Genomic DNA, 26905 nt, shown 5'->3' on the forward strand with positions numbered 1-26905 from the left:
GTCGTCCGTGGGTCAGTGGACGGAGCCGACGGCGGCCAGTCCGCGCCCTTCCGCGTAGGCCAGGGCGGCTTGCGGCAGCGCCGAGACGCGTCCGCTGAGGATGACCGCGATGGACGAGGAGGGTTCGGCCGACGGAGCGGGTTCGGCGCCGATCCGGCGCAGCGCCTGGGCGGCCACGGCCCCGGCGGACCCGTGCAGGGCGACCGGGCGCCGGCCCGGGCCGCCGACGGCCTCGCGGATGCGCTCGGCGACGAGCTCGTAGTGGGTGCAGCCCAGGACGATGGCCCGGACGTCGGGCGGGGTGAGCGCGGCGGCGGCGGCGATCGCCTTCTCGATGGCGTCCTCGTCCGCGTGCTGCACGGCGTCGGCGAGGCCCGGGCAGGGCACCTCGGCGACGGCGGCGGACCCGGCGAACTCGCGGATCAGTCCGCGCTGGTACGGGCTGCCGGTGGTGGCCGGGGTCGCCCAGATCGCGACGGAGCCGCCGGCCGCGGCGGCGGGCTTGATCGCGGGGACGGTGCCGATGACCGGCAGGCCCGGTTCCAGCTCGGCGCGCAGCAGCTCCAGCGCGTGCACGGAGGCGGTGTTGCAGGCGACGATCAGCGCGTCGGGCCGGTGCGCGGCGGCGGCCCGGGCCACCGCGAGCGCGTGGGCCTTCACGCCTTCGGGGGCTCGGCCCCAGGGCATGTTGTCCGGGTCCGACGAGAGCACCAGATCGGCGTCCGGCCGCAGCCGGCGTACTGCGGCGGCGGCGGCGAGCAGTCCGATTCCGGAGTCCATGAGCGCGATCTTCACCCGGTCACCATAGTCGACCGCCCTTGCGGTCCCCGCTCAGTGGTGCAGACTTCCGCCAATGAGCGCCGTTGCCTGGATCGCCGTGGGTTCGCTTCTCGCATGGGTGTGGCTGCTGCTGGGCCAGGGGTTCTTCTGGCGCACCGACCAGCGGCTTCCGAGCCGTGCGGCCCCGGAGCGCTGGCCCTCGGTCGCCGTCGTCGTGCCGGCGCGCGACGAGGCCGCGATGCTGCCGGTGACCCTGCCGTCGCTGCTCGCGCAGGACTATCCGGGGAGCGCCGAGGTCTTCCTCGTGGACGACTGCAGCAAGGACGGCACGGGTGACATCGCCCGTGCCCTGTCCGTGAGGTACGGAGGGCTGCCGGTGACCGTGGTCTCGCCGGGCGAGCCCGAGCCCGGCTGGACGGGCAAGCTCTGGGCCGTACGCCATGGGATCGCGCTGGCCCGGGCCGGGGAGCCGGAATACCTGCTGCTCACGGACGCCGACATCGCGCATGAGCCGGACAGCCTGCGGGAGCTGGTGGCGGCGGCGGAGACGGGCGGCTTCGACCTGGTCTCGCAGATGGCGCGGCTGCGGGTGGCGAGCGTCTGGGAGCGGCTCGTCGTGCCGGCCTTCGTCTACTTCTTCTCCCAGCTCTATCCGTTCCGGTGGATCAACCGGAAGCGGGGGCGGACGGCCGCCGCGGCCGGGGGCTGTGTGCTGCTGCGGACGGAGGCGGCTGTGCGGGCCGGGGTGCCTGGCTCGATCCGGCAGGCCGTGATCGACGACGTGTCGCTGGCCCGGGTGGTGCGGCGCTCGGGTGGCCGGATCTGGCTGGGGCTCGCGGACCGGGTGGACAGCGTGCGTCCGTATCCGTGCCTGGCCGATCTGTGGCGGATGGTCTCGCGGAGCGCGTACGCCCAGCTGCGGCACAATCCGCTGGTGCTGCTGGCCACCGTGCTCGGGCTGGCGCTCGTCTACCTCGCGCCGCCGGTGACCCTGGTCGCCGGGGTGCTGGGCGGGGGCGCGGTCGCGGCCTGGGCCGGGGGCGTCGCGTGGGCCGTCATGGCGGGGACGTACATGCCGATGCTGGGCTACTACCGGCAGTCGCTGTGGCTGGCCCCGCTGCTGCCGTTCACCGCGCTGCTGTATCTGCTGATGACCGTCGATTCGGCGGTGCAGCACTACCGGGGACGCGGTGCGGCCTGGAAGGGGCGTACGTACGCCCGTCCCGAGGCCGCACCGGATCAGTGACTCAGCGCCACCCGGGCCGGGTCACTTGCGGCCCGGGGTCCAGTTCATGCCCCACCCGTAGGCGTGGTCGATGGTGCGCTGCGGACTGACGCCGCGCTGCGGCACCAGGTAGCGGGCCTCGCGCTGCACGGTGAGGTCGTTCCCCGTGTTGGTGATGAGCGCCAGCGCGCAGACGGTCGACGGGACCGTGCACTCGTCCAGCGAGAAGTCGATCGGCGCGCCGTGCTGGGGCTGGAGGGTGACGGTGGCGTGCAGGTCGGCGAAGCTGCGGGCGCCCTCGTAGATGGTGACGAAGATCAGGACCCGGCGGAGCTGTGCCTTGTGGTCGAGGTTGATCGTCAGGTTCTCGCCGGTGGAGACGGCACCGGTGCGGTCGTCGCCGTCGAGGTGGATGAACGGCGGCTGGTGGAGCGCACCGAAGGCGTTCCCCAGGGCCTGGACGACTCCCTTGCGGCCGTCGGTCAGCTCGTACAGGGCGCAGAGGTCGAGGTCGAGGTCCGAGTGGTTCGCCACGGCCCGGCCCAGCTTGCTGCCCCAGCCCTTGAACTGCTTGCGCACCTCCCAGTTGAGGTTGACGCGCATGGCGCCGGACGTGCCGCCCTGCTTGGTGAGCGAGACGGACGGCGACTCCTTGGTGAGCGTCACCTTGGTCAGCCGGACGGGCTGGGTGACGGGCGGTGCCGGAGGAGCCGGGGGGGCCGGCGGGGCCATCGGGGGTGCCATCGGCGCGGCGAGCGTCGGCTGTTGCGGCTGCGGGTACTGCGGAGGCGGCGGGGTGGCGGTGACCCGGGTGGCCGGGTGGGGCTGCTGGGGCTGGGGGGCCGGGTGTGGCTGCTGGGGTTCGTCCACGGAGATACCGAAGTCCGTGGCGAGCCCTTCGAGCCCGGAGCCGTAGCCCTGGCCGACCGCCCGGAACTTCCAGGCGCCCTGCCGCCGGTAGAGCTCACCGAGGATGAAGGCCGTCTCCACGGTGGCGTCGGAGCTGTCGAAGCGGGCGAGTTCGGCGCCGTTCGCCGCGTCCAGGACGCGGACGTACAGTCCGCTCACCCGGCCGAACGTGCCGCCGTCGGCCGAAGCGGCCAGCACCACGCGGTCGACGGCCGGCTCCACCCGTGCCAGGTCGACCGCGAGGGTGTCGGTCGCCGCGCCCCCGGCGTTGCGCTTGCCCTCGTGGCGCACCGCGCCGGAGGAGTGGGCCGGCTGGTTGTAGAAGACGAAGTCGCCGTCGTTGCGCACCTTGCCCGAGCCGAGGAGGAGAAGTGCGGAGGCGTCCACATCGGGTGTCCCCGGGGCGGTGCGCCACCCCATTTCGACACGCACGGCCTGGGCCGCCACTGGGACATTGGTTCCCTTTTGCATGGTCATGCTCGCCCCCATCACGAGTCCGCTTCCGAGACCTTTCCGGGTCAACCTAATGCCGTACCCGCCTCGGGACCCACCGAGGGGCGGGTACGGGCGCCCGGACCCGTGCACGCGGCGCCCGCCCACATCCTCACGGCATGAAGTGGCGGTGTCCTCCAGCCGCGCGCCCTCCTCGCCGCTGTGGACGACACCCTTCGCGTCCAGTCGGGGAGGGAGGGCCATCGGCTCCACCATGGTGACGTCGGACGGCCGTTGGTTCTCCGGGCCGTCGGGCCCCCAGCGCAGCAGGCGCCGTGAGCGGGCGATCCGGTAGGCGGTGTCGCCGGCCTCGACCTCATCGCGGCGGCCCGCGCGCAGCCGGTCGGCCGCCTCGGCGCGGCCAGTCTGTTGCGCGATGCCGCGTCGAAGGCGTCGGCCTCGATCGCGGCCTCGGCGGGCTCCACCGGAATCCTCACCAGCACCGGCCGGCCGGCGGGGCGCGCACCGTGTTCGTTCATGGCGTCATCCTGGCGTCAACCGACGGCGTGTACGCGGCTTTCGCCGGATCGTCCTCCGTAAGTGCCGTCCGGGATCGCCGGGTTGCCACTCGCCGCCCACGGCGGGTGAGGCTCGGGGCCGAGCCTCACCACTCCCGGTGCGCCTCATTGCCGCCCGGTGGGGCACTCACCGGAATTGCGCTCTGGAAATCGGCGAGTTCGAGTGAAGCCCGAATGCCGGGGCCGGATGCGAAGTGCATCCCTCCGCGCACACGTACGACGCGGCCCTGTTCGTCGGTCCACGCCTCGGCGCCGACCGGGGCGGCGGGGCGGAGATTGCGGCCGAGCAGGGCGCGTCATCCGCCGCGGCCGGCCGTTCCCCCACCGCCGCGCGGCCGGATTCGGACCGCGCGGTCGAGTCCGGTGAGCATGCGGTGAGCACCAATGTGAAGAGCACCGGAATGAGAGCCATGGATCGGCGGTGATTCACAGGGCGATTCCTCCGCGTACGGGCCTGCGAAGACAACGATGTTTCAGCAGGTCAGGCCGGTAGAGGGAAGGTAAAACCGATGACCATAAAATTGGGACTCCCCAATCTGCACATCGTGGGCTTAACTTAGGTGTCATGACCTCCCCCCGCTCCACCTACGGTGGCGGCTACTACGCCGCGCCGTCGTTTGCCGACACCCCGATCTACGACTCCCTCGTCGCGGAGCGGGGCACCCCTCAGATCGCACCGATCCGAGTGCCCGCCGCCTACGACACCGGCAACAGCTATCTGCCGGCGCTCCCGTCGGCCCTGCCGGCGCTTCCCGCGGCCCCCTCCCAGCCCCAGCAGTCCTACGGCTACCCCCAGCCGACGGCGCAGCAGGGCTACGCACCGATGCAGCCCGCGCAGCTCCAGCACGCGCCGGCGCCGTACATCCCGCAGCAGCCGGCCGGTGGCCGCGGCATGTACCAGGCGCCCCCGCCGCAGCAGCAGCGTCCGGCGCCGACGTCGGGTTACGAGTCGATGCGCCCCGCCGCGCCCCGGCCCGTCCCGGCGCAGTCCCCGTACGAGGACCCGTACGGCCGGCCCTACCAGGGCGGCCGGGGCTACTAGAACCTTCGGCCCGGATCAGGCGGCGCACGGCCCGGGGCGGGGTGCCCGGCAACACGGGCCTGTGCGCCGTTCCGCGTTCCGTGCCCGGTCCGGGGCGCCGGGAACTCGCGGGGACGGGCCGCGCGTTGAGCACGGTGGGCCGCCCACACCGCGCGGCCTCGGCGTGTGGACGGCACCGTACCGGGTGGGGACGGGTGCGGAAGGGGGTGCGGGGACCGTGCGAGCGATGGCGGGTGTCTGGCGCTGGCGGCACAATCCGCTGCGCCGGGCGACGGACCGGTACGAGGCGTGGCTGGCCCTGGCCGCCTTCCTGATGCTGATGCTGGCGGCCCCCGCGGTCGGCTGGCTCTGCGGGGCCCGGACGGACGCGGCGCTCCAGGCGTCGGTGCGCGCCCAGCGGGCGGACCGTCACCTCACCACGGCCGTCGTGGTGCGGCGGGTGGCCGGCGCCCGTCATGTCGCCGACCCCGAGATATCCGGCGGCGCCATGACCCGGACCGAAGTGGTGGCCCGGTGGCACACCCCGGCCGGCGCGGCCCGCACGGCGACGGTGACGACCGCCTCGCGCAACGCGGCGCCGGGAGCCCGGGTCCGGATCTGGACCGACCGCGCAGGCGACCCGGCGCTCCGTCCGATGGACATACCGACGGCGCACACGCACGCCGCGCTCGCCGGGTTCGGGGCCGCGATGATGTCCGCCCTGCTGATCGAGTGCGTCCGCCGCCTGGTCCTGAGGCGCATGACATGGCGGCGGTACGAACGGCTCGACCGGGCCTGGGCGGCGGTCGGGCCGGACTGGGGCAGGACGGGCACCGGCAGCTGACCGGAGCCGGGCCGAGTCTCCCGGCTCCGGTCTCCCGGGCAGGCGCCGGGACCTGCGCATCGGGTCAACTCCCGGCGTCCGCGCGCGCTACGGTGGACCGGCCCGCCCGTCGCTCTTCGGCAGGCGGACCCCGGCTGGTCGCTGCCGCGAGGCCGGTGACACGGGCATCACACACGCACGAGGCGGGGGCACGACAGCGCCATGGCACAGGGCACGGTCCAGGTGACGCACACCGGCACATCGCGGTGGCGGCGCCGCACGGGCGAATACACCTCCCTCACCGCGGCGCTCGAAGCGGCGGCGGACGGTGATGTGCTCACCGTCGCGCCCGGCACGTACCGGGAGAACCTGGTCATCGCCCGCGCGGTCACGCTGCGGGGCCCGGAGGGTTCCGTCGGCTCCGTGCGCATCGCTCCCGCCGACGGGGTGCCGCTGACGCTGCGCGCCTCCGCCGTCGTCCAGGACCTCCATGTGGAGGGGCAGGACTCCGCGGCCCCGGCCGTGCTCGTCGAGGACGGCGCACCGGAGATAGCGGACGTACGGATCGTGACCCGCTCGGCGGCCGGCGTCGAGGTGCGCGGCGCGGCCCGGCCCACCGTGCGCCGGTGCACCGTCGACAATCCGGCCGGCGTCGGCATCGCCGTGCTCGACGGCGCGGGCGGGGTGTTCGAGGAGTGCGAGATCGTCTCGGCCGGGCAGTCCGGGGTCGCCGTGCGCGACGGCGGACACCCCCGGCTCGAACGCTGCCGGGTCCACCACGCCTCGGGCGCGGGCCTGTCCGTCACCGGCGAGGGCAGCGGTCTGGAGGCGCTGGGCTGCGAGGTGTACGAGATCAAGGGCAGCGGGATCCAGGTGACCGCCCGCGCCTCGGCCCATCTCACCGACTGCACGGTGCACCGCACCTCGGCGGACGGCGTCACGCTGGACACCGACGCGGTGCTCACGCTCGCCGACTGCGACATCCACGACATCCCGGAGAACGCGGTGGATCTGCGTTCGCGGGCGGTTCTGACGCTGACCCGCTCGACCGTGCGCCGCTTCGGCCGCAACGGGCTCTCGGTGTGGGACCCCGGCACCCGGGTCGACGCCAACCAGTGCGAGATCCACGACAGTACGGGCGACTACCCGGCGGTCTGGGTCAGCGACGGGGCGACGGTGATACTGGATTCCTGCCGGGTCCACGACGTGCCGGACGCCCTGTTCGTCCTCGACCGGGGCTCCCGCGCCGATGTCGTGGACAGCGATCTCTCCCAGGTCCGCAACACCGCGGTGTCGGTCAGCGACGGGGCGACCGCGCAGCTGGACGACTGCCGCATCCGGGAGGCGTCGACCGGCGCCTGGTTCCGGGACCACGGCAGCGGCGGCACGCTGAACAACTGCACCGTCGACGCCGCGCAGACGGGCGTGATCGTCACCAAGGGCGCCGACCCGGTGATCGAGCGGTGCACGGTGACCTCGCCCGCCGAGGCCGGCTTCTATGTGTCGGCCGAGGGCCGGGGGACGTTCAACGGCTGCCGGGTCACGGGCAGCGAGGGGTACGGCTTCCATGTGATGGAGGGCTGCCGGACGACGCTCACCCGGTGCCGCACCGAGCGGTGCGCGCGCGGCGGTTACGAGTTGCCGGAGGGCACCGGCCTCCTGGGCGGCACGGGAAGCGGGCCGGTCGTGGAGGACTGCACGAGCGACGAGAGCGGGCTGCGCACCGCCACTCCCCCGCCGGCCCCGGTCCTGACGGCCACGCAGACCTCGCCCGGGCTGCTCGGTTCGGTCCCCGCACCGCGCCCCGTGGAACCGGCGCCGCCCGCCGAGCCCGCGCGCACCTCGGGAGAGGTCCTGGGCGAGCTCGACGCGCTGGTCGGCCTGGACAGCGTCAAGCGGGAGGTGCGGGCGCTCACGGACATGATCGAGGTGGGGCGCAGGCGCCGGGAGGCGGGCCTCAAGGCCGCGTCGGTCCGCCGCCATCTCGTCTTCACCGGATCCCCGGGCACCGGCAAGACCACGGTGGCGCGGCTGTACGGCGAGATCCTGGCCGCGCTCGGGGTGCTGGAGCGCGGCCATCTGGTCGAGGTGTCCCGGGTCGACCTGGTCGGTGAGCACATCGGCTCCACCGCGATCCGTACGCAGGAGGCGTTCGACCGGGCGCGCGGCGGGGTGCTGTTCGTGGACGAGGCGTACGCGCTGTCGCCCGAGGACTCCGGCCGGGACTTCGGCCGGGAGGCGATCGACACGCTGGTGAAGCTGATGGAGGACCACCGGGACGCGGTGGTGGTCATCGTCGCCGGGTACACCCAGGAGATGGAGCGGTTCCTGACCGTCAACCCCGGGGTCGCGTCCCGCTTCTCGCGGACCATCACCTTCAGCGACTACGAGCCGGCCGAGCTGCTGCGGATCGTCGAGCAGCAGTCCCAGGAGCACGAGTACGACCTGGCGTCGGGCACCGGTGAGGCGCTGCTGAAGTACTTCACCGAGCTGCCCAAGGGGCCGGCCTTCGGCAACGGGCGCACCGCTCGCCAGACCTTCGAGTCGATGGTCGAGCGGCACGCCGGCCGGGTCGCCCAGCTCGCCGATCCGAGCACGGACGACCTCACTCTGCTGTATCCGGAGGACCTCCCGGAACTGCCCTGACGCCCTCGCCGACGGGCTCCGCCTGCTGGGGCAGCACCGGGTCGAGCCGTTCCAGCAGGGCGGCGCGCTCCTCGGCGAAGACGGGGTCGGCCTGGTAGTCGGAGTGGCCGAGCACCGGCTCGGGCAGCGGGTGTTCGGGCGTCCGGCCGTAGACCAGCGGGTCCCTGAGCGGGCCCCGGTCGACCTCGGGGCCGGATTCCTCGCCGAGCCGCATCGCGCCGCCGATGGGGTCGGTGGCCCGCCACAGATTGCGCCAGCAGTGCACGGAGCGGTGCAGCCCGTGGAGCTGCCCGGCCCCGAAGTACGCCGGGAACCAGCGGGCGTAAAGCCGTTCGATCGGCGATCCGTACGTGAGCAGGGCGACCCGGGAGCGGGTGCGGGCGGGCAGCTGCCAGACCGCGGAGGCCGCGAGCACGCTGCCCTGGGAGTGGCCGGAGATGACGAGCCGTCCCCGGGTGCGGCCGGTCCAGCCGGACATGCGGGAGGCCAGGTCGGGCACGGCGCGCTCCGCGTAGCAGGGCGGCGCGAAGGGGTGGGCGGCGCGCGGCCAGAACGTTCCCACGTCCCAGAGGATGCCGATCGTGCGCCGGGCGGACGCGTCCCGGTAGGCGCGTCTGCCGCAGGCGACGAAGACGAGGAAGCCGAAACCGATCAGCCAGGAGCCGGTGGACTGCGCCGCCTCGGCCACCGATTCGAGAAACGGACCGCTGCCCTCCAGCGCGAGTCCGGGGACCTCGCCGGCGGCCCAGGACCCGGCCACCGCCCCCGCGCCCAGGAACAGGGTGGCTCCGGAGACGATCCCCACCATGCCGGGTGCCGAGTCGGTGAGCGCGGCTGTGGCCCGGATGCGGGCGATCCGCTGGGTCCGTGCCGGGTCGGGGAACGGCTCCCCGTACTCCGCGTCGACCACGGGTTCCAGCCTGCGGGCCGCCAGCCAGGTCCGTACCCCGAGGACGGCGCCCGGCACCAGGAGCAGCAGGAGGAGGACGGGGATGACCGACGCCTGCCAGCTGAGCAGCACCGGTGGCCCCTCTATCAAAGCGCTGCGCCCCATGCCCGGGCTGCCGGGTCCGTCGAGCCAGTCGGCGACGCGCTGGGCGACGCCGCCGGTCATCACGCCGCCGAGCGCGCAGGCGAGCATCGCGACGGCCGGTCCGCCGAGTCCGCGCAGGACGGTGCGCGGATCGGGGCAGCACCGGTACAGGTAGAGGGAGATCGCCGCGAGGAGGACCACCAGGATGCCCTCGGCGACGCTGACCGCCCGGAACAGCGTGACGTCCCCGGGAAGCCTTCCGGAGGAGGTCCAGCCGGGGCGCGGCCAGGCGGCGTGGACGGCGGCGAGGGCGAGGAGAGCCAGCGCGGCGCCGGGCAGCCAGGTGATGGCCGCCCGGTCGAGCCGGTTGTCGAGGCGCCGTTCGCTGCGGCCCCGGCGGCAGACCACCCAGAGCACGACGACGAGCCCGGCGGCGAGGGCCCCTTCGATGAGCCGGCCGAGGAGCGGGGCGACCGGTCCGGGGACGGCGCGGTCGTGGCGGGCGGCGGCCTCCGTGACGGCGGCGGCGACGGTGAGGAAGCCGGCCGCGGTGTGGGCGGCACGCAGCCGGGCGACGAGGCGCCGCCCGTACCAGAATCCGGGACGTCCGAGCGCGGGGCGGACGGGGTGGGCGGCGGGTGCGGGGCCGTCGTCCTCCGCGTCGTCCGGGTCCGCCTCGGTCATCGGGCGCTGGGACTCGTAGGCGCTCCAGGTGCGGTTGGACAGGAACCAGAGCAGCCCGACCAGCGCGGCCGGCACCAGGGCGGCCAGTGCGAGGCGGCGGCCGGGCTGGGACCACCAGCCGCCCTGCTCGGCGGAGAGGAAGCCGAGCCAGGAGCGCTTCTCGGAGCAGGCGGCGACGCCCGCGCACTGCCAGGCGGTGAGGTCGAGGGCGACTTCGCAGGCGGCGGCGGTCAGCAGCACGGTGAGGCTGAGCGCGATGAGCCGCACGAGGACGCCGTACAGCCGGATCGCGCGGGGGCGGCGCCGGGCGGTGGGGCGCATCCAGTGGGCGAGGTTGATCACCATGAACGGGAGCAGCAGCAGCCACAGCGCGCGGGAGCCGTTGCCGGAGGTGAGGTTGGACCAGCAGTACGCCTCGGCGATGGGCTTGTCGCGGTACCGCTCGGGGTGCTGTTCGGCGTCGACGTCGGCGGAGCGCCGGTAGATGGCCGCGGTGGTGTCGCCGGTGACCCGGACCGTGCGCGGGTCGACCAGCATTTCCTGGGGGGTGGTCCCGCCCACCCCGTGGACCAGTAATTCCAGCGCGGGGCCGGGGCTGCGCGGGGCAGGGGTGGGAGGGGGCACGTGCGTCTCGCTCTCGCCGGGGGGGAAGGCGGCTGATGGCCGGTCACCGTTACTGACGAATCTCCCCCGGGCGGGGGCCCGCGACACCGCGCGTGGCAGGATGAGTCCGTCGATGCGGACTCCTGTACGGCCAGACGGAAGGGCGAGGCCCGGCGTTGAGCGAGAATCAGAATCTGCTCGCGGAGCAGCGGCGCGCGCTGATCCTCGACGAGGTGCGCCGGCGCGGCGGGGTCCGGGTCAACGAGCTGACCCGGAAGCTGAACGTCTCGGACATGACCGTCCGCCGGGACCTGGACGCGCTGGCCCGGCAGGGTGTGATCGAGAAGGTGCACGGTGGCGCCGTCCCGGTGGTCGAGGCGAGCACCCACGAGCCCGGTTTCGAGGCGAAGTCGACGCTGGAGCTGAGCGCCAAGGAGGACATCGCCCGGGCCGCCGCCGCGATGGCCGTGCCCGGCAGTGCGATCGCCCTGTCCGGGGGCACCACGACGTACGCGCTGGCCCAGCATCTGCTGGAGGTGCCGGACCTGACGGTCGTGACGAATTCGGTGCGGGTCGCGGATGTGTTCCACGCGGCGCAGCGGCCCGGCGCTCCGGGCGGCCGGCCGGGTGCGGCGACGGTCGTGCTCACCGGCGGGGTGCGTACCCCGTCCGACTCGCTGGTCGGCCCGGTCGCGGACCGGGCGATCGCGGCGCTCCACTTCGATGTGCTGTTCCTCGGGGTGCACGGGATCTCGGTGGAGGCGGGGCTGTCCACGCCGAACCTCGCCGAGGCGGAGACGAACCGCCGGTTCGTGCAGTCGGCGCGCCGGGTGGTGGTGGTCGCCGACCACACCAAGTGGGGCACGGTGGGCCTCAGCTCGTTCGCCTCGCTGGACGAGGTGAGCACGCTCGTCACGGATGCGGGGCTGCCCGCGGGTGCGCGGGCGGAGATCGAGGAGCATCTGCCGGGCCTGCTGGTGGCCGGCGACGAGTCCGCCGAGGGCTGAGACTTCCGCTCAGCTCGCGGCAGGGCTGTCACGCCCTAGGATCTCGGTGTGGCCGTGTTCCGGATCGAGCGTTTCACCTCCCTGCCCGCAGCCGAGTCCTGGCGCCGGGTGACGGACTGGGAGCGGCATGCCGCGCAGGTGCCGCTGACCACGATCACGGTGCCGACGGGGCTGCCGACCCGGGTCGGGACGGTGTTCGTGGCGCGCACCGGGGTGGGTCCGCTGGCGTTCGACGATCCGATGGAAGTGGTCCGCTGGTCGCCGCCGGCCGGGAGCCGGGCGGGGATGTGCCGGCTGGAGAAGCGCGGCCGGGTGGTGCTGGGCCGCGCGTCGATCGATGTGTATCCGAACCGGGCCGGCTCGCATGTGGTGTGGGTGGAGGAGCTGGGCGTACGGCTGCTGCCGCGCTGGGCCGACCCGTTGCTGGCCGGTGCCGGGAGGCGGGTCTTCGGCCGGGTGCTCGACGCCATGCTGGACCGTCCGGCGGGCCGGTACGGCTGAGGGGTCACCCCTCCGGCCAGCTGCCGGTGGCCAGGAACTGGTCGATGGTCCGGGTGTACGGGGCGATGTCGAGGCCCTGCGCGGCCAGCCAGGAGTCGGAGTAGTACTTGTCGAGGTAGCGGTCGCCGGGGTCGCAGATCAGCGTGACGACGCTGCCCCGCTCGCCCCGGGCGACCATCTCGGCGATCAGTTTGAAGGCGCTCCACAGGCCGGTGCCGGTGGAGCCGCCGGCCTTGCGCCCGATGGCCCGTTCCAGGGCGCGCACGGCGGCGACGCTCGCCGCGTCCGGGACCTTCATCATCCGGTCGATGGCGCCGGGGACGAAGCTGGGCTCCATGCGGGGCCGGCCGATGCCCTCGATGCGGGAGCCGCAGTCGCTGGTGGCGTGCGGGTCGTGGTGCGTCCAGCCGTCGAAGAAGCAGGAGTTCTCCGGGTCGGGCACGCAGATCCGGGTGTCGTGCTGCATGTAGTGCACGTAGCGCGCGATGGTGGCGGAGGTTCCGCCGGTGCCGGCGGTGGCGACGATCCAGGCGGGTTCGGGATAGCGTTCGAGCCGCAGCTGCTGGTAGACCGACTCCGCGATGTTGTTGTTGCCCCGCCAGTCGGTGGCCCGCTCGGCGTAGGTGAACTGGTCCATGTAATGACCGCCGGTCTCGGCGGCGAGCCGGGCCGATTCCTCGTACATCCGGCGCGAGTCGTCCACGAAGTGACAGCGTCCGCCGTGGAATTCGATGAGCCGGCACTTCTCCGGGCTTGTGGTGCGGGGCATGACCGCGATGAACGGCACGCCGATCAGCTTGGCGAAGTACGCCTCCGAGACGGCGGTCGAACCGCTCGACGCCTCGATGACCGGTTTGCCCGGCCTGATCCAGCCGTTGCAGAGCCCGTAGAGGAAGAGCGAACGCGCCAGCCGGTGCTTGAGGCTGCCGGTGGGATGGGTCGACTCGTCCTTGAGGTAGAGGTCGATGCCCCAGCGCTCCGGGAGCGGGAAGAGCAGCAGATGAGTGTCGGCGGAGCGGTTGGCGTCGGCCTGGACCTTGCGGACGGCCTCCTTGAGCCAGGCGCGGTAGGCCGGGTCGGAGCGGTCGATGTCGACGGTCGGCGCGGCTGCGCCGCCGTGCCCGTGCTCGGTGGTGTCCATCTGCGCGCTTCTCCTCGTACGACCGGTCTCGGCGGGGCCCACGATATGCCCCCCACCTGCACAAACGTTGACTTTGATGGTCCATAGCAGTGCCTTGGTGTCGCGGACCGTACCCATGCGCCCCCGCGCGGCCCGAATGCGCCGTTTATGTACCGTCCCGCTCTGGTGTGCACGCCCCCGGATGGGCACACTTCGTCTCAGAGGTACGTCGAAGGGGGCGAAGGGGCCATGTCGGAAACGGAGTTCAGGGCGACGGGCGTGACGGAGTTCAGTGCGACCGGTGTGCGCATCGACCGGTGGGCGCGCTCGGTCACCAGGGCGGGGCAGGTGACCGTGAAGGATGGCCGGGTGGCCCTCCTGACGAGTTACGGGCGGGAGATCGACAGTGCGCCGGTGGGGACGGTGAGCGCGGGCAGACCGTGGTTCGCGGGGGCGGACGCCACGGTGGCGCGGGTCAACGGGAGGCGGTACCGGCTGACGATGCGGCGACCGGACGGCAAACCCGGTGACGCGGCACCCTCGCGCCGGTTCCTGGAGGCGCTGTACAGCGCGGGGGGCCGTCGCTCCTGAGGCCGGTGGGGTGCGGGAGACCGCGAGTTGCGGAGCCGTGTGCCCTGAGCGACATTGGAGTCGCGTCACTCATGGTGTACCGGCGGTGACACTGTGATCCAGGCCGCCGGCCCGGACTCAGCAGCGAGCCATGTGCTGGATCCGTCCCTTCGTCTTCTTCCGGACCTATTTCGGGGAGTCGCAGCCGTGATCAGCGAGCCAAGCAGGCACTGCACGGTGGAGCTCCAGGCCCTGCCGTCGCGGATCGGTCAGGTCCGCAGAATCATCTCGGCGCAACTGCGCTACTGGCATCTCGATTCCCTGATCGACCAGGCAGCGCTGGGCGTCACCGAGCTCCTCACCAACGTCCACCGGCACGCACAGCCGGACAAGTCATGCACCGTCGAGATCGAGTTGCTCCTCGACCGGCTCACGGTGTCCGTCCACGACCACGATCCACGGCTGCCGACCGTGCGCGAGGCCGACGACTCCAGTACGTCGGGGCGCGGGCTCGCACTGATCGCCGCGGTCAGCGAGAGCTGGGGGGCGCGCCCCCGGGGCGGCGCGGGGAAGGTCGTGTGGTTCACGCTTCCCGCACCGGCGCCGCTCGCCCCGCCGTCGCACATGGTGCACGGGGCGACCACGGACGGGCCGTTCGATCTGAGCGCCCTGAAGCATCTGGAGGGGTCACCGCCCTCGACGTCGCGGTCGGTCGTGGTGGGCTGACAGGACAGGAGCGGGGCATCCCGACCGGGGGTGCCCCGCTCGCGTATGCGCGACAGCGGTCCCTTTCTGTACCTACTAGTATGTACACTGCTGGCATGAGCACTCCGGACCGTCTGATCGAAGCCACCCGGGAGCTCCTGTGGGAGCGCGGTTACGTGGGCATGAGCCCCAAGGCCATCCAGCAGCACGCCGGTGTGGGCCAGGGCAGCATGTACCACCACTTCACCGGCAAACCGGATCTGGCCCTCACCGCCATCCGCCGCACGGCCGACGAGCTGCGGGAGGCCGCGGACCGGGTGCTCGACGCGCCCGGGTCGGCGTACGAGCGGATCGCGGCCTACCTGCTGCGCGAGCGCGACGTGCTGCGCGGCTGCCCGGTGGGGCGGCTGACCATGGACCCGGACATCATCGCGAACGACGAGCTGCGGGAGCCGGTGGACGAGACCATCTCCTGGCTGCGCGGCAGGCTCGCCGGGATCGTCCGCGAGGGCGTCGACCGGGGCGAGTTCGCCTCCGGCGTGGTGCCCGAGGACATCGCCGCCTCGATCGTCGCGACGGTGCAGGGCGGCTATGTGCTGGCCCGCGCCTCGGGTTCGACGGACGCGTTCGACGCGGGCGTACGAGGACTGCTGACCCTGCTCGCCCCGCCCGCCTGACCCATCGACCGATTCAGGAGCAGCCGCGCATGCGCATCACCAGGAACCGTCCCGACACCCGGCCGGGTCCCTCCGCACACTTCAACGGGGCGGTGTGGCTCGACGAGATCGCCGCTCCCGAACCGCCCTCCCGGCTGCGGATGTTCAGCGTGCACTTCGCACCGGGCGGCCACACCTCGTGGCACACCCACCCGCACGGCCAGGTCCTGCACGTCACCGGGGGCGAGGGCCTGGTGCAGCGCAGGGGCGGCCCGGTCGAGACGATCCGGGCCGGCGACACCGTATGGATCGAGCCGGACGAGTGGCACTGGCACGGGGCGTCCCCACGCACGTTCATGACCCATCTCGCCGTGGTCGAGGCCGCCGAGGACGGCAGCACCATCCACTGGCACACCGACGCCCGCGTCGCCGACTACCCGGCGTCCTGAGGAGCCCTCCGATGCATGCCATGCAGTACGAGATCACCCTGCCGGCCGATTACGACATGGGCGTCATCCGCCACCGGGTGGCGACCAGGGGCCATCTCCTGGACGACTTCCCCGGGCTCGGGCTCAAGGCGTATCTGATGCGGGAGCGGGGCGACGACTCGCCGGTCAACCAGTACGCGCCGTTCTACCTGTGGACCCGGCCCGAGGGCATGAACGCGTTCCTCTGGGGCTCCGGATTCCAGGGCGTGGTCCAGGACTTCGGGCGCCCCGTGGTGCAGCACTGGACCGGGCTCTCGTACGAGGAGGGGCCCGCGGCCTCCGCAGTCCCCCGCTCGGCGACCCGCCACCGCTCGCCCGTACCGGCGTCGCTCTCCCCGGCCGACGCGGTGGAAGCGGCGCTGGAGGAGAGCCGCCGGCTCGCGAAGACACCCGGTGCCGTCGCCTCGGCCCTGGCGGTCGACCCCCGCCACTGGGAGCTCCTGCGCTTCACTCTCTGGGACCACGACGCCCCGGCCGCGCCCGGCGAGCGCTACCGGGTGCTCCACCTCAGCCGCCCCGAGCAGGACCTGATCACGAAGGGGCGCCAGTGGTAGCCGCCGTCCGAACCGTCCTCGGTGACATCGCGCCCGAGCGGCTGGGAGTCTGCGACGCCCACGACCACCTCTTCCTGCGCAGCCCGGTGCTGCCGGGCCAGGAGCTGGACGACCCCGTGTCGGCGGCCGACCGGCTGCGCGCCTTCCACGCGCTGGGCGGCCGGGCCGTCGTGCAGTGGACGCCGCACGGCATGGGGCGCGGGGCCGACGTCCTGGCCGAGCTGTCCCGGACGACGGGCACGCACGTGGTCGCCGCGACGGGGCTGCACCAGGCGGCGCACTACCCGCCGGAGCTGCTGGACCGGATCAAGGACGACCTCGCCGCGCTCTTCGTCGCCGAACTGACCGAAGGCATCGGCGCCACCGGGGTGCGGGCGGGCCTGATCAAGGTGGCCGGCGCCTTCCACACGCTCGACGCGCACGCCCGGCTCACCATGACCGCGGCGGCCGGGGCCCATCACCGCACGGGCGCGCCGATCGCCGTCCACCTGGAGCTGGGCACGGCCGCGCTCGACGTCCTGGAGCTGCTGTGCGGGGAGTTGGGCGTCCCGCCGCACCGGGTGATCCTCGGCCACCTCGGCCGCTCTCCGGACGGGGCGGTGCAGCGGGAGGCGGCGCGGGCGGGCGCCTTCCTGGCGTTCGACGGGCCGTCGCGGGCCAACCACGCGACGGACTGGCGGCTGCCGGAGGAGCTGGCGGAGCTGGCCGGGGCGGGGGTCACCGGGCAGTTGCTGCTCGGCGGTGACACGACGGTCCCGGAGACCCCCGGCATGCCGTACCTGCTGCGCCGGCTGCGGCCCCGCCTGGAGGAGGTGCTGGGCGCCGAGGCCATGGAGACGGTCCTGGTGGCGAATCCTGCGCGGGCGTTCGCGTTCGAGGCGCCGGTGCGGGGGGCCTGAGGGCGTTCGAGGCCGCGGCCCCGCACCGCCCTCTCAGGCCAGCGCCCCCAGCGGGTCGTCCAGGACCGGCTGCCAGGCCAGCTCCGCCGCACCCACCAGGCTGTTGTGGTCGAGGGTGCAGGGCAGGATCGGCACGCTCCCGCTGCGGCCCCAGAGGCTGCGGTCGGCCACCACCGCCCGCAGCCGCTCCGGGTCGGCGTCGAGCAGGGCGCGGTGCAGCCCGCCGAGGATGATCCGGTCCGGGTTGAGGATGTTGACGAGACCGGCGAGCCCCAGGCCGAGCCGGTCGATCAGCTCCTCGGCTGCGGTGCGCACGACCGGGTCCGCGTACTCGTTGCGCAGCAGGTCCCCGGACTGCTTGAGCAGCGACTCCTCGGGGCCCGGGGTGCGCCCGGCGGCGGTGAGGAAGGCGAGCGGGTCCGTCTCGACGTCCAGGCAGCCGCGCCCCCCGCAGTGGCAGGGGCGGCCCTCGGGGTTGACGGTGAGGTGGCCGACCTCCAGGGCGAGCCCCGAACTCCCGGTGTGCAGGCGGCCGTCGAGGACGAGCGCCCCGCCCACGCCCCGGTGTCCGGTGGCGACGCACAGCAGGTGCTGGGCCTCGCGCCCGGCGCCGTGCCGGTGTTCGGCGAGCGCGGCGAGGTTGACGTCGTTGCCGGTGAACGCCGGTCCCTCGATGCCCGCTTCGCGTACGCAGGTGGCGAAGATCTCGCGGACCGGGGCGCCGGCCGGCCAGGCGATGTGGAGCGGGTTGAGGGCGGTGCCCTCCGGCTCGGCGACCGCCGACGGCACCGCGAGCCCGGCCCCGACGCACCGCAGTCCGCTGTCCCGGAGCAGCCGTGCGCAGTGGTCCACGACCTCGCCGATGACCTGGGCCGGGTCGGCGGTGATGGTGACGCAGCCGGGGGCGGTCGCGACGAGCCGGCCACCGAGGCCGACGAGCGCGGCGCGGAAGCCGTCCGCGTGCACCTGGGCGGCGACGGCCACCGGACCGGACTCCCGTACGGCCAGCCGGTGCGAGGGCCGGCCCTGCGAACCCGCCGCGGAGCCGGGGCTGGAGTCGACCCGGATGAGGCCGAGGGCTTCCAGTTCGGCGGCGACCGCGCCCGCCGTCGCGCGGGTGACCCCCAGCTCGGAGGTGAGGACCGCACGCGTGGGCGCGCGTCCGGTGTGGACCAGTTCCAGGGCGGGTCCGAGCGCGCTGCGGCCCCTCTCCAACTTCGTCCGGGTGGTGGTCGCCTTGCCGTTCATGGGGGCGAGTCTCCCATGATCCGGAGGTTCCTCCGACGCCGTGGTGGCCGACTTGCCCCGGGTGACCGGCCCCCGCGCACTCCGGGGCCGAACGCTTCGGGCCGGGCGGGGCATCCGTCTTGCACCGGCCGCCGGACCACCCCTATGCTGAGTTTGTGCCGCAACTAAACAAACTGCGGACGGCACTCCCGGGGGGACTTGGCGGCAACACCGCCCCGCTCTCGTCGGCCCGTCTCCGTACCGCGCTGACCGTGTTCTTCGCCCTCGACGGTTTCCTCTTCGCCGGCTGGGTGGTCCGCATCCCGGCCATCAAGCACCAGACCGGCGCCTCGGCCGCCACCCTCGGCCTCGCGCTCCTCGGCGTCTCCGCCGGTGCCGTGGTCACCATGACGCTCACCGGCCGGCTCTGCCGCCGGTTCGGCAGCCACGCGGTGACCGTGGTCTGCGGTGTCCTCCTCTCCCTCAGCATCGCGCTGCCCGCCCGGACGCACTCGGCCCTGTCGCTGGGGCTGGTGCTCCTGCTCTTCGGCGCCGCCTACGGCGGGGCGAACGTGGCGATGAACAGCGCGGCGGTGGACCTGGTCGCCGCACTGCGCCGGCCCGTGATGCCCAGCTTCCACGCCGCGTTCAGCCTCGGCGGGATGCTCGGCGCGGGGCTCGGCGGGCTCGTCGCGGGCGGCCTCTCGCCCTCCGTGCACCTCTCCCTCCTGACCGGAATCGGACTGGTCGTCACCGCGCTCGCGGGCCCGGTCCTCCTGCGGCACCCGGCGCCCGTGGCCCCGGAGCGGGCGGACTCCCCACCCGCCGGCCGGTCCGCGCAGCGGCTGTCGGGGCGGGCGCGCAAGGTGGTGCTGCTCTTCGGCCTGATCGCGCTCTGCACCGCGTACGGCGAAGGCGCGCTGGCCGACTGGGGCGCCCTCCACCTGGAACAGGACCTGCATGCCCGTCCCGGGGTGGCCGCCGCCGGATACTCGCTGTTCGCGCTGGCCATGACGGCGGGCCGGCTCAGCGGCACCGCCCTCCTCGAACGGCTCGGGCAGACCCGCACACTGGTGGCGGGCGGCGCCACGGCAGCCGCCGGCATGCTCCTGGGCTCGCTCGCCCCGACGGCCTGGCTGGCGCTGCTCGGCTTCGCGGTCACCGGGATCGGCCTCGCCAACATCTTCCCGGTGGCGGTCGGCCGGGCCGGCGAGCTGGCCGGACCCGGCGGGGTCGCGGCGGCCTCGACGCTCGGTTACGGCGGGATGCTGCTCGGGCCGCCCGCGATCGGGTTCCTGGCCGACTGGTTCTCGCTGCCGGTGGCCCTGACCACGGTGGCGGTGCTGGCCGGTGCGGCGGCGGCCCTGGGTTACGGCGCCCGCAAGGCGGCGCACATGTGACCGCCGCGGACACCTGTTCGTCGCCCACGAGGGCGCCTCGGTCGCCGGTGCCAGGCTGTTCCGGCCGGCGGCGCCGGGCGTCCTCGTGTTCCCGCTCGGCGACCGGGGCGGAGTCCTTCGACCAGTCGCCGGCGCCGGGCTGGTTCGTTCGGCTGGTACGCGGCGCCGCCCCGCCGGAACCGTACGATCCGTCCCCGGGGCACTTGACCGGCCCGCCCTCCGGGGTCCGCCCGGGTGGCACAATCCGGCCATGAAGACCACGGAACACATAGCGGCCCTGGCCGCCGAGGGCCGCCTGCTGGCGGACGCGGCCGAAGTGGCGGGCCCCGGGGCCCCGATGCCGACCTGTCCCGACTGGCGGGTGCGCGATCTGCTCAGGCACACCGCCATGGTGCACGCCTGGGCCGCCGCCTTCGTACGCGAGGGACACACCTCGTACGTCCCCGACGGCGGCGAACCGGAGCTGGACGGGCCGGAGCTGCTGGCCCACTTCCGCGAAGGGCACCGCCTCCTGGTGGAGGCGCTGGAGAACGCGCCGCAGGACGTGGAGTGCTGGTCCTTCCTCCCCGCGCCCTCACCGCTGGCCTTCTGGGCCCGCCGCCAGGCCCATGAGACGACGATCCACCGGGTGGACGCCGAGTCCGCGCGCGGCGGCGACCTCTCCCCCGTCGCACCCGCCCACGCGCTGGACGGCATCGACGAACTGCTGCGGGGGATGCACGCCCGCCCGAAGAGCCGGGTGCGCACCGGGAGCCCGCGCACGCTGCGGGTGCGGGCGACGGACACGGACACCGTGTGGACCGTGGGGCTGTCCGCCGAGCCGCCGGCGGCGGTGCGCGAGGAGGCACCGGCCGGCTCGCCCGCCGTGGACTGCGAGCTGAGCGCGCCGGCCGGGACGCTCTACCTCGCCCTCTGGAACCGGCTTCCGCTCACCGCCCTCGCGGTGAGCGGCGACGAGGAGTTGGCCCGGCTCTGGCGCGACAACTCATCGATCACCTGGTCCTGACGCCGTACCGGAATCAGCCGCGCCGGCCCAGGAGGCCCACCGTGCGGGCCAGTTCCGTGACGGCCTGGCGGAAGAAGACCTCGCGGGCCTCCACCACCCGGTTGAACTGGCCGAACACCTCGAAGGAGATCAGCCCGAACAGCTGCGACCAGGCCGCGACGAGCGGGGCGGCCACCGCCGGTGCCAGCCCGGGGGCCAGATCGGCGGCGAGCCGTTCGGCCTCCGGGCGCAGCTCGTCCGGGAGCGGCGGAAGCGCCAGGCCCTCGTCACGGCGGGCGTCCTCCACGATGGCGATGAGCACCATGCCGACGCGCGCCGCGGGGCCGACGGTGTCCTGCGGTGCCGAGTAACCGGGCACGGGCGAGCCGTAGATGAGCGCGTACTCGTGGGGGTGGGCCAGCGCCCAGTCGCGTACGGCGCAGGCGACGGCGACCCAGCGGGTGAGACCGGTGGCGGGGGCGCCGGGCTTCCCGGCGGCGGCGCGATCAATGGCGGTGCGATCGGCGTGCTCGGCGGCCTCGCCGACCGCGTCGTACGCGTCGACGATGAGGGCGGTCAGCAGGTCGTCCCGGCTGGGGAAGTAGCGGTAGAGGGCCGAGGAGGCCATGCCCAGCTCGCGCGCGACGGCGCGCAGTGACAGCTTCGCCGCGCCCTCGGCGGCGAGCTGTTTCCTCGCCTCGTCCTTGATGGCGGCGGTGACCTCGATACGGGCCCGTTCCCTGGCTCCCCGGATAGCGCTCATGAGCCTCAGTCTGCCATGTGCACAGAGCAGCGACCAATAACGAGAGCAGTGCTCTTGCTTTTGAGCACCGCATCCGTGCACACTGATCTCAAGCGAGAGCACCGCTCTCGGAAATGCTCTATCCGCTATGGGGGTCACACCATGTCGCCGTCTCAGACGCAGCCGTACTACCTGCAGGGCAGCCCGCTCACCGTCCGCTTCAACAGCCTCGTCGGCTGGCTCGCGCGGCACGGAATCAGCCTGCTCGGCTCGCAGGAGCTGTCGGTGCGGGGCCGCAGGAGCGGCAAGATGCAGCGCGTCCCGGTCAACCCGCACACCTACGAGGGCGTGCGGTATCTGGTCTCCGCCCGTGGCCACTCGCAGTGGGTGCGCAACATGCGGGCGGCGGGCGGCGGGGAGCTGCGCCGCGGCCGCAGGACGCGGGCCTTCTCGGCCGTGGAGATCGCGGACGACGCGCACAAGACGGCTGTCGTCCGCGCCTACCTGGAGCGGTGGGGCTGGGAGGTCAACCAGTACTTCCAGGGCATCACGGCGAAGTCCACGGACGCCGAGATCCTGGCGGCCTGTCCGGACCACCCCGTCTTCCGGATCAGCGAAGAGGACTGACGCGCCGGATGGCACGTCAGCCCCGGAGAGCCCGCGTTCTAGCGGTCCATCGCCGAGAGCGCCCGCTGGGCCAGCGGGTGCGAACGGACCAGCTCGGCCAGTGAGGTCGTGCCGCGCGTGATGCCCGCGAACGCGTTCCACGCCGGGCGGAAGCCCGTCAGGACGGCGTGCAGCAGGCCCGGGCGCCGCTCGAACAGCTTCAGCATGCGCCGGCCGACGCTCATCTCGACGCCGAGCCCGGCCTTGATGGCGAAGGCGTAGTTGAGCGCCTGGCGGCGGGCGTCCACCGCGTCGTGCGCCTCGGCGACGCGGACCGCCCACTCACCGGCGAGCCGTCCCGAGCGCAGCGCGAAGGAGATGCCCTCTCGGGTCCACGGCTCCAGCAGGCCGGCCGCGTCACCGCACACCAGCACCCGGCCGCGCGAGAGCGGCGAGTCCTCGCTGCGGCAGCGCGTGAGGTGCCCGGAGGAGATCTTGGGCTCGAATCCGGCGAGGCCGAGGCGCGCGACGAAGTCCTCCAGATACCGCTTGGTGCCGGCGCCGTCGCCGCGCGCGGAGATCACGCCGACCGTCAGGGTGTCGCCCTTGGGGAAGACCCAGCCGTAACTGCCGGGCATGGGGCCCCAGTCGATGAGGACGCGGCCCGCCCAGTCCTCCGCGACGGTGGGCGGCACCGGGATCTCCGACTCCAGGCCGAGGTCGACCTGGTCGAGCTTCACCCCGACATGCGCCCCTATCCGCCCGGCGCTGCCGTCGGCGCCGACCACCGCACGGGCCAGGACGGTCTCGCCGCCGGACAGCACGACGGCGACGGTGCGCCGGTCGGGCACCGCGGCTCCGTGCTGCTCCACCCGCGAGACGGTTGCGCCGGTGCGCAGCTCGGCACCGGCCTTCTGTGCCTGCTCGACGAGCCCCGCGTCGAACTCGGGGCGGTTGATGAGGCCGAAGAGCATCCGCTTGGAGCGGCGGGTGCGCGCCAGTCTGCCGTTGAGCGAGAAGGTGACCGCGTGGATCCGGTCCCGCAGGGGCAGTTCGAACCCGGGCGGCAACGCGTCGCGCGAGTATCCGATGATGCCGCCGCCGCACGTCTTGTACCGGGGCAGCTCCGCCTTCTCCAGGAGCAGTACCTTGCGGCCGGCGACGGCCGCCGCGTATGCCGCGGAGGCTCCCGCCGGTCCGGCGCCGACTACGACGACATCCCACACGGACGACTCTTCGTGCTCATGTCCGGCGTCTGCGTTCTCGCTGCTCACGATGTGCTTCTGCTCCCGATCCCACCAGTGGCCCAAGCTGCTCACGGCATCCTACGGCGCGTTCTGGCCGAGATCCGCTGTGGGAGGATCGGCCGAGTCTCCGACGTACCCGCGACGCCGCACTCCGGGCGGGCGAGTAACCGGAAACGTACACATAACGTCGCACCTACCAGGAGCGTGCCCCATGACCGGCCATCCGATTCCCGAGACCGTCGCCTCACTGATGCCCCGCGCCAAGGCGGAGCTGACCGAGCTGGTGGCCTTCCAGTCGGTGGCGGACCCCGCGGTCTATCCGAAGAGCGAGTGCGAGGGCGCGGCCGAGTGGGTCGCCGCCGCGCTGCGTGCGGAGGGCTTCCAGGACGTGGCCCTGCTCGACACCCCGGACGGCACCCAGTCCGTCTACGGCTTCCTGCCCGGTCCGGCGGGCGCCCCGACCGTGCTGCTCTACGCGCACTACGACGTACAGCCGCCGCTGGACGAGGCCGCCTGGATCTCCCCGCCGTTCGAACTGACGGAGCGTGACGGGCGCTGGTTCGGCCGGGGGACGGCCGACTGCAAGGGCGGCTTCATCATGCATCTGCTCGCACTGCGCGCCCTGAAGGCGGACGGCGGAGTCCCCGTCTCGGTCAAGGTGATCGTGGAGGGTTCGGAGGAGCAGGGCACCGGCGGCCTGGAGCGGTACGCCGAGGCGCACCCGGGACTGCTCGCCGCCGACACCATCGTGATCGGTGACACCGGCAACTTCCGGGCGGGCCTGCCGACCGTGACGTCGACGCTGCGCGGGATGACGATGCTGCGGGTCCAGCTGGACACCCTGGAGGGCAATCTGCATTCCGGGCAGTTCGGCGGTGCCGCGCCCGACGCGCTGGCCGCGATGATCCAGCTGCTCGCCTCGCTGCGCGCCGAGGACGGCTCGACCACGGTCGACGGCCTGACCGCGGACGAGGAGTGGGACGGTCTGCAGTACCCGGAGGAGGGGTTCCGCAAGGACGCCAAGGTCCTCGACGGGGTCGGGCTCGTCGGTACCGGCTCGGTCGCCGACCGGATCTGGGCGCGGCCGTCCGTGACCGTGATCGGCATCGACTGCCCCGCGGTGGTCGGTGCGACCCCGTCCGTGCAGGCGAGCGCCCGCGCGCAGATCAGCCTTCGGGTGCCGCCGGGGCAGGACGCGGAGCAGGCCACGAAGCTGCTGACCGCGCACCTGCTCGCGCACACCCCGTGGGGTGCGAAGGTCTCGGTCGAGCAGGTCGGCCAGGGACAGCCGTTCCGCGCGGACATCGCCAGCCCGGCGTACACCGCGATGGCCGACGCCATGCGGGTCGCGTACCCGGGCCAGGAGATGCAGTCCTCCGGCATGGGCGGTTCGATCCCGCTCTGCAACACGCTGGCCGGGCTGTACCCGGACGCGGAGATCCTGCTGATCGGGCTGAGCGAGCCGGAAGCGCAGATCCACGCGGTGAACGAGAGCGTGTCGCCCGAGGAGCTGGAACGGCTGTCCGTGACCGAGGCGCTGTTCCTGCGCAACTACGCGGCGTCGAAAGCGGTCTGAGTCCTCGTCGGGAGCCGGGCTACGCGTTGAGCGAAGCTCGCCGAGAGCGTAGATCCATGCGGTGACCGGACGCGGCCGCTTACGTTCGCCGCATGGATCTCGTAGAAGTGCTTCCGCGGTTGCACATGTTCCGCTTCCCGATCGGCCAGGCGTACCTCTGGCGCGACGGGACGGAGCTGACTCTGATCGACGCGGGCGACGTGAACGCGGCGCCCGCCATCGAGGAGGCGGTGCGCGGCCTCGGCCACGATCCCGCCGACCTCGCCCGGATCGTCATCACCCACGGCCACCGTGACCACTACGGCGCCGCCCAGAAGCTGGCCGACCGCCACGGTGCCGAGATTCTGGCGCACCGGCTGGACGCGCCGGTGATCCGGGGCGAGGAGGAGGTCGGGGAGCCGGTGCTCCTGGACTGGGAGCGCCCGCTGTACGAGCACGCGCTGACCGTCCCTCCGGCTCCCCCGACCCGGGTCGACACCGAGCTGTCGGACGGGGCGGTGCTGCCGTTCGGGGGCGGGGCGCGGGTGGTCCACTCCCCCGGGCACACGCCCGGCTCCATCGGAGTGCATCTGCCCGGGCACGGCGTGCTGTTCACGGGCGACTGCGTGGCCGGGGTGGGGCAGGTGATGCTGGGCGTCTTCAACATCGACCGGGAGCAGGCCGTGGCCTCGTTCCGGCGCCTGGCCGCACTGGAACCGGCCACGGTCTGCTTCGGCCACGGCGACCCCCTCACCGAGGACGCCGCCGCGGTCCTGCGGGCCTCAGCCGACGGGGACGCCGGCCTCCAGGTTGAGCACGGCTGAGCGTTCGCGGGCCCGCAGCGCCCAGCACAACCGCTCGTAGCGGGTGGGCGGCAGCAGGGTGGCCGCCTCCGCCTCGGTGACGAACCGCCAGCCGCGCAGTTCGGAGCCGGGGAGCAGCAGCCGTTCCGCGTCCGCCCGGGGCAGCAGTCCGCCGTCGAAGAGGAGGCGCAGACCTCCGTACCCGGGCGGGTCGGGCGCCTCCCAGTCGATGACGAGCAGCTTGGGCACCCGTTCGAGATGGATGCCGATCTCCTCGGCAACCTCCCGGATCCCGGCCTGGGCGGGGGCCTCGCCCGCCTCCACGACGCCGCCGGGGAACTCCCAGCCGGGCTTGTACGTGGGGTCGACGAGCAGGAACCGGTCGTGCTCGTCGAAGAGGAGCACCCCGGAGGCGACGGTCTCCGCGGTCGGCTCGGGGGTCTGGACGATCTCGCAGGCGGGCGCGGCGCCGGTGCGCACGGCCTCCGCTATGCGCTCCGCCGTCTCGCGCGGGGTGAGCGCGCTGTTGTCGATCGTGTGGGCGTCCCCGGTGATCCAGCCGAGGGCCGATCGGTACGGTTCGATCCGGTCGTACGCCCAGCGGCCGGTCGGGTCCACGCCCTCCACGTCGCCCGGGTACTGCGCCCGGTGGGCGATGCGGGTGCGCAGGATCGTTTCCTCAGGTGAGAGCAGCACATGGCACACCGGTATGCGCCGGGCGGCCAGGCCGCCGAATATCTCGTCGCGGTACTCCTGCCGCAGGAGCGTCATCGGCACGACGAGAACCCCGCCCAGCTCGGCGAGGAGCGCGGCGGCGGTGTCCACCACGAGGCGCCGCCAGATCGGCAGGTCCTGGAAGTCCGTCACCTCGGCCATTTTCTTCTGGGGCAGCAGGCTTCCGAGCCCCGTCCCGGTGAGTTCCGGGTCGTACAAGGTGCTGTTCGGGATCAGATCGATCAGTTCACGCGCGGCGCTGGTCTTTCCGGCGCCGAACGCACCGTTGATCCAGACGATCACGGTTCCCCCTCTTCCGTAGCAGCCCCCTGTGGCTTGCCCGCAACACCCTGCCGCGAAAACACGCCCGAGGTGATGCGTTGCGCGGACGG

Annotated in this window: 24 protein-coding genes and 2 pseudogenes; 17 read left to right on the plus strand and 9 right to left on the minus strand. The window is 73.3% G+C overall.

Annotation, left to right across the window (positions count from 1 at the left end):
* Nucleotides 1–12 precede the first annotated feature (12 nt).
* A complete protein-coding gene (locus ABZ565_RS27485; protein ID WP_361032298.1) occupies nt 13–795 on the minus strand; it encodes an aspartate/glutamate racemase family protein in 783 nt (260 codons plus the stop codon).
* A 58-nt stretch (nt 796–853) separates the two neighbouring features.
* On the opposite strand from ABZ565_RS27485, the gene ABZ565_RS27490 reads away from it, so the two are divergent.
* Nucleotides 854–2026 (plus strand): glycosyltransferase, encoded by a 1173-nt coding sequence (locus ABZ565_RS27490; RefSeq protein ID WP_361032301.1) that lies wholly within the window; start codon nt 854–856, stop codon nt 2024–2026.
* 21 nt (nt 2027–2047) lie between these two features.
* On the opposite strand, the gene ABZ565_RS27495 is transcribed toward ABZ565_RS27490, so the two are convergent.
* Nucleotides 2048–3403 (minus strand): TerD family protein, encoded by a 1356-nt coding sequence (locus tag ABZ565_RS27495; protein WP_361032304.1) that lies wholly within the window; start codon nt 3401–3403, stop codon nt 2048–2050.
* 234 nt (nt 3404–3637) lie between these two features.
* Nucleotides 3638–3784 (minus strand): annotated as a pseudogene (locus tag ABZ565_RS27500) (DUF5954 family protein); the annotation flags it as partial.
* Nucleotides 3785–4489: 705 nt separating this feature from the next.
* On the opposite strand from ABZ565_RS27500, the gene ABZ565_RS27505 reads away from it, so the two are divergent.
* The 3 genes from ABZ565_RS27505 to ABZ565_RS27515 all read left to right on the plus strand — a co-directional run bounded on the left by ABZ565_RS27505 (nt 4490) and on the right by ABZ565_RS27515 (nt 8414).
* Nucleotides 4490–4966, plus strand: a complete 477-nt coding sequence (locus ABZ565_RS27505; RefSeq protein ID WP_361032307.1) for a DUF6643 family protein — start codon at nt 4490–4492, stop codon at nt 4964–4966.
* Nucleotides 4967–5192: 226 nt separating this feature from the next.
* Nucleotides 5193–5789, plus strand: coding sequence for a hypothetical protein (locus ABZ565_RS27510; protein ID WP_361032310.1), 597 nt, complete (start codon nt 5193–5195; stop codon nt 5787–5789).
* Between the two features lie 201 nt (nt 5790–5990).
* The gene (locus tag ABZ565_RS27515) at nt 5991–8414 is read left to right on the plus strand and encodes a right-handed parallel beta-helix repeat-containing protein (protein WP_361032312.1); all 2424 of its coding nucleotides are present in this window, start codon (nt 5991–5993) and stop codon (nt 8412–8414) included.
* Here ABZ565_RS27515 and ABZ565_RS27520 read toward each other — a convergent pair.
* Nucleotides 8387–10668 (minus strand): annotated as a pseudogene (locus tag ABZ565_RS27520) (hypothetical protein); the annotation flags it as partial. The gene ABZ565_RS27515 and the pseudogene ABZ565_RS27520 overlap by 28 nt on opposite strands.
* 242 nt (nt 10669–10910) lie before the next feature.
* Here ABZ565_RS27520 and ABZ565_RS27525 point away from each other — a divergent pair.
* Complete coding sequence (locus tag ABZ565_RS27525; RefSeq protein WP_361032315.1) at nt 10911–11741, plus strand: DeoR/GlpR family DNA-binding transcription regulator; 831 nt, start codon at nt 10911–10913, stop codon at nt 11739–11741.
* Between the two features lie 48 nt (nt 11742–11789).
* Entirely contained in the window at nt 11790–12242 is a 453-nt protein-coding gene (locus tag ABZ565_RS27530) for an SRPBCC family protein (protein ID WP_361032318.1), read from the plus strand.
* Nucleotides 12243–12246: 4 nt separating this feature from the next.
* On the opposite strand, the gene ABZ565_RS27535 is transcribed toward ABZ565_RS27530, so the two are convergent.
* The gene (locus ABZ565_RS27535; RefSeq protein ID WP_361032321.1) at nt 12247–13383 is read right to left on the minus strand and encodes a PLP-dependent cysteine synthase family protein; all 1137 of its coding nucleotides are present in this window, start codon (nt 13381–13383) and stop codon (nt 12247–12249) included.
* Between the two features lie 228 nt (nt 13384–13611).
* Here ABZ565_RS27535 and ABZ565_RS27540 point away from each other — a divergent pair, with 228 nt between their 5' ends.
* From ABZ565_RS27540 to ABZ565_RS27565, 6 genes are all read left to right on the plus strand, one after another.
* Nucleotides 13612–13953, plus strand: a complete 342-nt coding sequence (locus ABZ565_RS27540; RefSeq protein ID WP_361032324.1) for a hypothetical protein — start codon at nt 13612–13614, stop codon at nt 13951–13953.
* Nucleotides 13954–14139: 186 nt separating this feature from the next.
* Nucleotides 14140–14658 (plus strand): ATP-binding protein, encoded by a 519-nt coding sequence (locus tag ABZ565_RS27545; protein ID WP_361032327.1) that lies wholly within the window; start codon nt 14140–14142, stop codon nt 14656–14658.
* Nucleotides 14659–14753: 95 nt separating this feature from the next.
* On the plus strand, nt 14754–15314 hold the full coding sequence (locus ABZ565_RS27550) for a TetR/AcrR family transcriptional regulator (protein WP_361032331.1): 561 nt from the start codon (nt 14754–14756) through the stop codon (nt 15312–15314).
* A gap of 29 nt (nt 15315–15343) precedes the next feature.
* Nucleotides 15344–15742: a cupin domain-containing protein gene (locus tag ABZ565_RS27555; protein WP_361032334.1), complete on the plus strand. Its 399-nt coding sequence runs from the start codon at nt 15344–15346 to the stop codon at nt 15740–15742.
* An 11-nt stretch (nt 15743–15753) separates the two neighbouring features.
* Nucleotides 15754–16335, plus strand: coding sequence for a DUF4865 family protein (locus ABZ565_RS27560; protein WP_361032337.1), 582 nt, complete (start codon nt 15754–15756; stop codon nt 16333–16335).
* On the plus strand, nt 16329–17234 hold the full coding sequence (locus ABZ565_RS27565) for a phosphotriesterase (protein ID WP_361032340.1): 906 nt from the start codon (nt 16329–16331) through the stop codon (nt 17232–17234). The genes ABZ565_RS27560 and ABZ565_RS27565 overlap by 7 nt, the downstream gene beginning before the upstream one ends.
* 33 nt (nt 17235–17267) lie before the next feature.
* On the opposite strand, the gene ABZ565_RS27570 is transcribed toward ABZ565_RS27565, so the two are convergent.
* Nucleotides 17268–18482 (minus strand): ROK family protein, encoded by a 1215-nt coding sequence (locus ABZ565_RS27570; protein ID WP_361032343.1) that lies wholly within the window; start codon nt 18480–18482, stop codon nt 17268–17270.
* Nucleotides 18483–18637: 155 nt separating this feature from the next.
* Here ABZ565_RS27570 and ABZ565_RS27575 point away from each other — a divergent pair, with 155 nt between their 5' ends.
* Nucleotides 18638–19861: an MFS transporter gene (locus ABZ565_RS27575; RefSeq protein ID WP_361032345.1), complete on the plus strand. Its 1224-nt coding sequence runs from the start codon at nt 18638–18640 to the stop codon at nt 19859–19861.
* A 250-nt stretch (nt 19862–20111) separates the two neighbouring features.
* Nucleotides 20112–20867 (plus strand): maleylpyruvate isomerase family mycothiol-dependent enzyme, encoded by a 756-nt coding sequence (locus ABZ565_RS27580; protein ID WP_361032348.1) that lies wholly within the window; start codon nt 20112–20114, stop codon nt 20865–20867.
* Between the two features lie 13 nt (nt 20868–20880).
* Here the strand turns inward: ABZ565_RS27580 and ABZ565_RS27585 are convergent, their stop codons facing one another.
* Nucleotides 20881–21609 (minus strand): TetR/AcrR family transcriptional regulator, encoded by a 729-nt coding sequence (locus ABZ565_RS27585; protein WP_361032351.1) that lies wholly within the window; start codon nt 21607–21609, stop codon nt 20881–20883.
* Nucleotides 21610–21750: 141 nt separating this feature from the next.
* Between ABZ565_RS27585 and ABZ565_RS27590 the strand changes: the two genes are divergently transcribed.
* A complete protein-coding gene (locus tag ABZ565_RS27590) occupies nt 21751–22215 on the plus strand; it encodes a nitroreductase/quinone reductase family protein (protein WP_361032354.1) in 465 nt (154 codons plus the stop codon).
* 38 nt (nt 22216–22253) lie between these two features.
* On the opposite strand, the gene ABZ565_RS27595 is transcribed toward ABZ565_RS27590, so the two are convergent.
* A complete protein-coding gene (locus ABZ565_RS27595; protein ID WP_361032357.1) occupies nt 22254–23468 on the minus strand; it encodes a geranylgeranyl reductase family protein in 1215 nt (404 codons plus the stop codon).
* Between the two features lie 184 nt (nt 23469–23652).
* Here ABZ565_RS27595 and ABZ565_RS27600 point away from each other — a divergent pair, with 184 nt between their 5' ends.
* Both ABZ565_RS27600 and ABZ565_RS27605 read left to right on the plus strand, forming a co-directional pair.
* Nucleotides 23653–25017, plus strand: coding sequence for a dipeptidase (locus tag ABZ565_RS27600; RefSeq protein WP_361032360.1), 1365 nt, complete (start codon nt 23653–23655; stop codon nt 25015–25017).
* 92 nt (nt 25018–25109) lie between these two features.
* Nucleotides 25110–25820, plus strand: a complete 711-nt coding sequence (locus tag ABZ565_RS27605; protein WP_361032363.1) for an MBL fold metallo-hydrolase — start codon at nt 25110–25112, stop codon at nt 25818–25820.
* Here the strand turns inward: ABZ565_RS27605 and ABZ565_RS27610 are convergent.
* On the minus strand, nt 25779–26816 hold the full coding sequence (locus ABZ565_RS27610; RefSeq protein ID WP_361032366.1) for an NUDIX domain-containing protein: 1038 nt from the start codon (nt 26814–26816) through the stop codon (nt 25779–25781). The two genes, ABZ565_RS27605 and ABZ565_RS27610, sit on opposite strands and share 42 nt — an antisense overlap.
* Between the last annotated feature and the right edge of the window lie 89 nt (nt 26817–26905).

It is taken from the genome of Streptomyces sp. NPDC016469 (genome assembly GCF_040632905.1).
Lineage (GTDB): Bacteria > Actinomycetota > Actinomycetes > Streptomycetales > Streptomycetaceae > Streptomyces.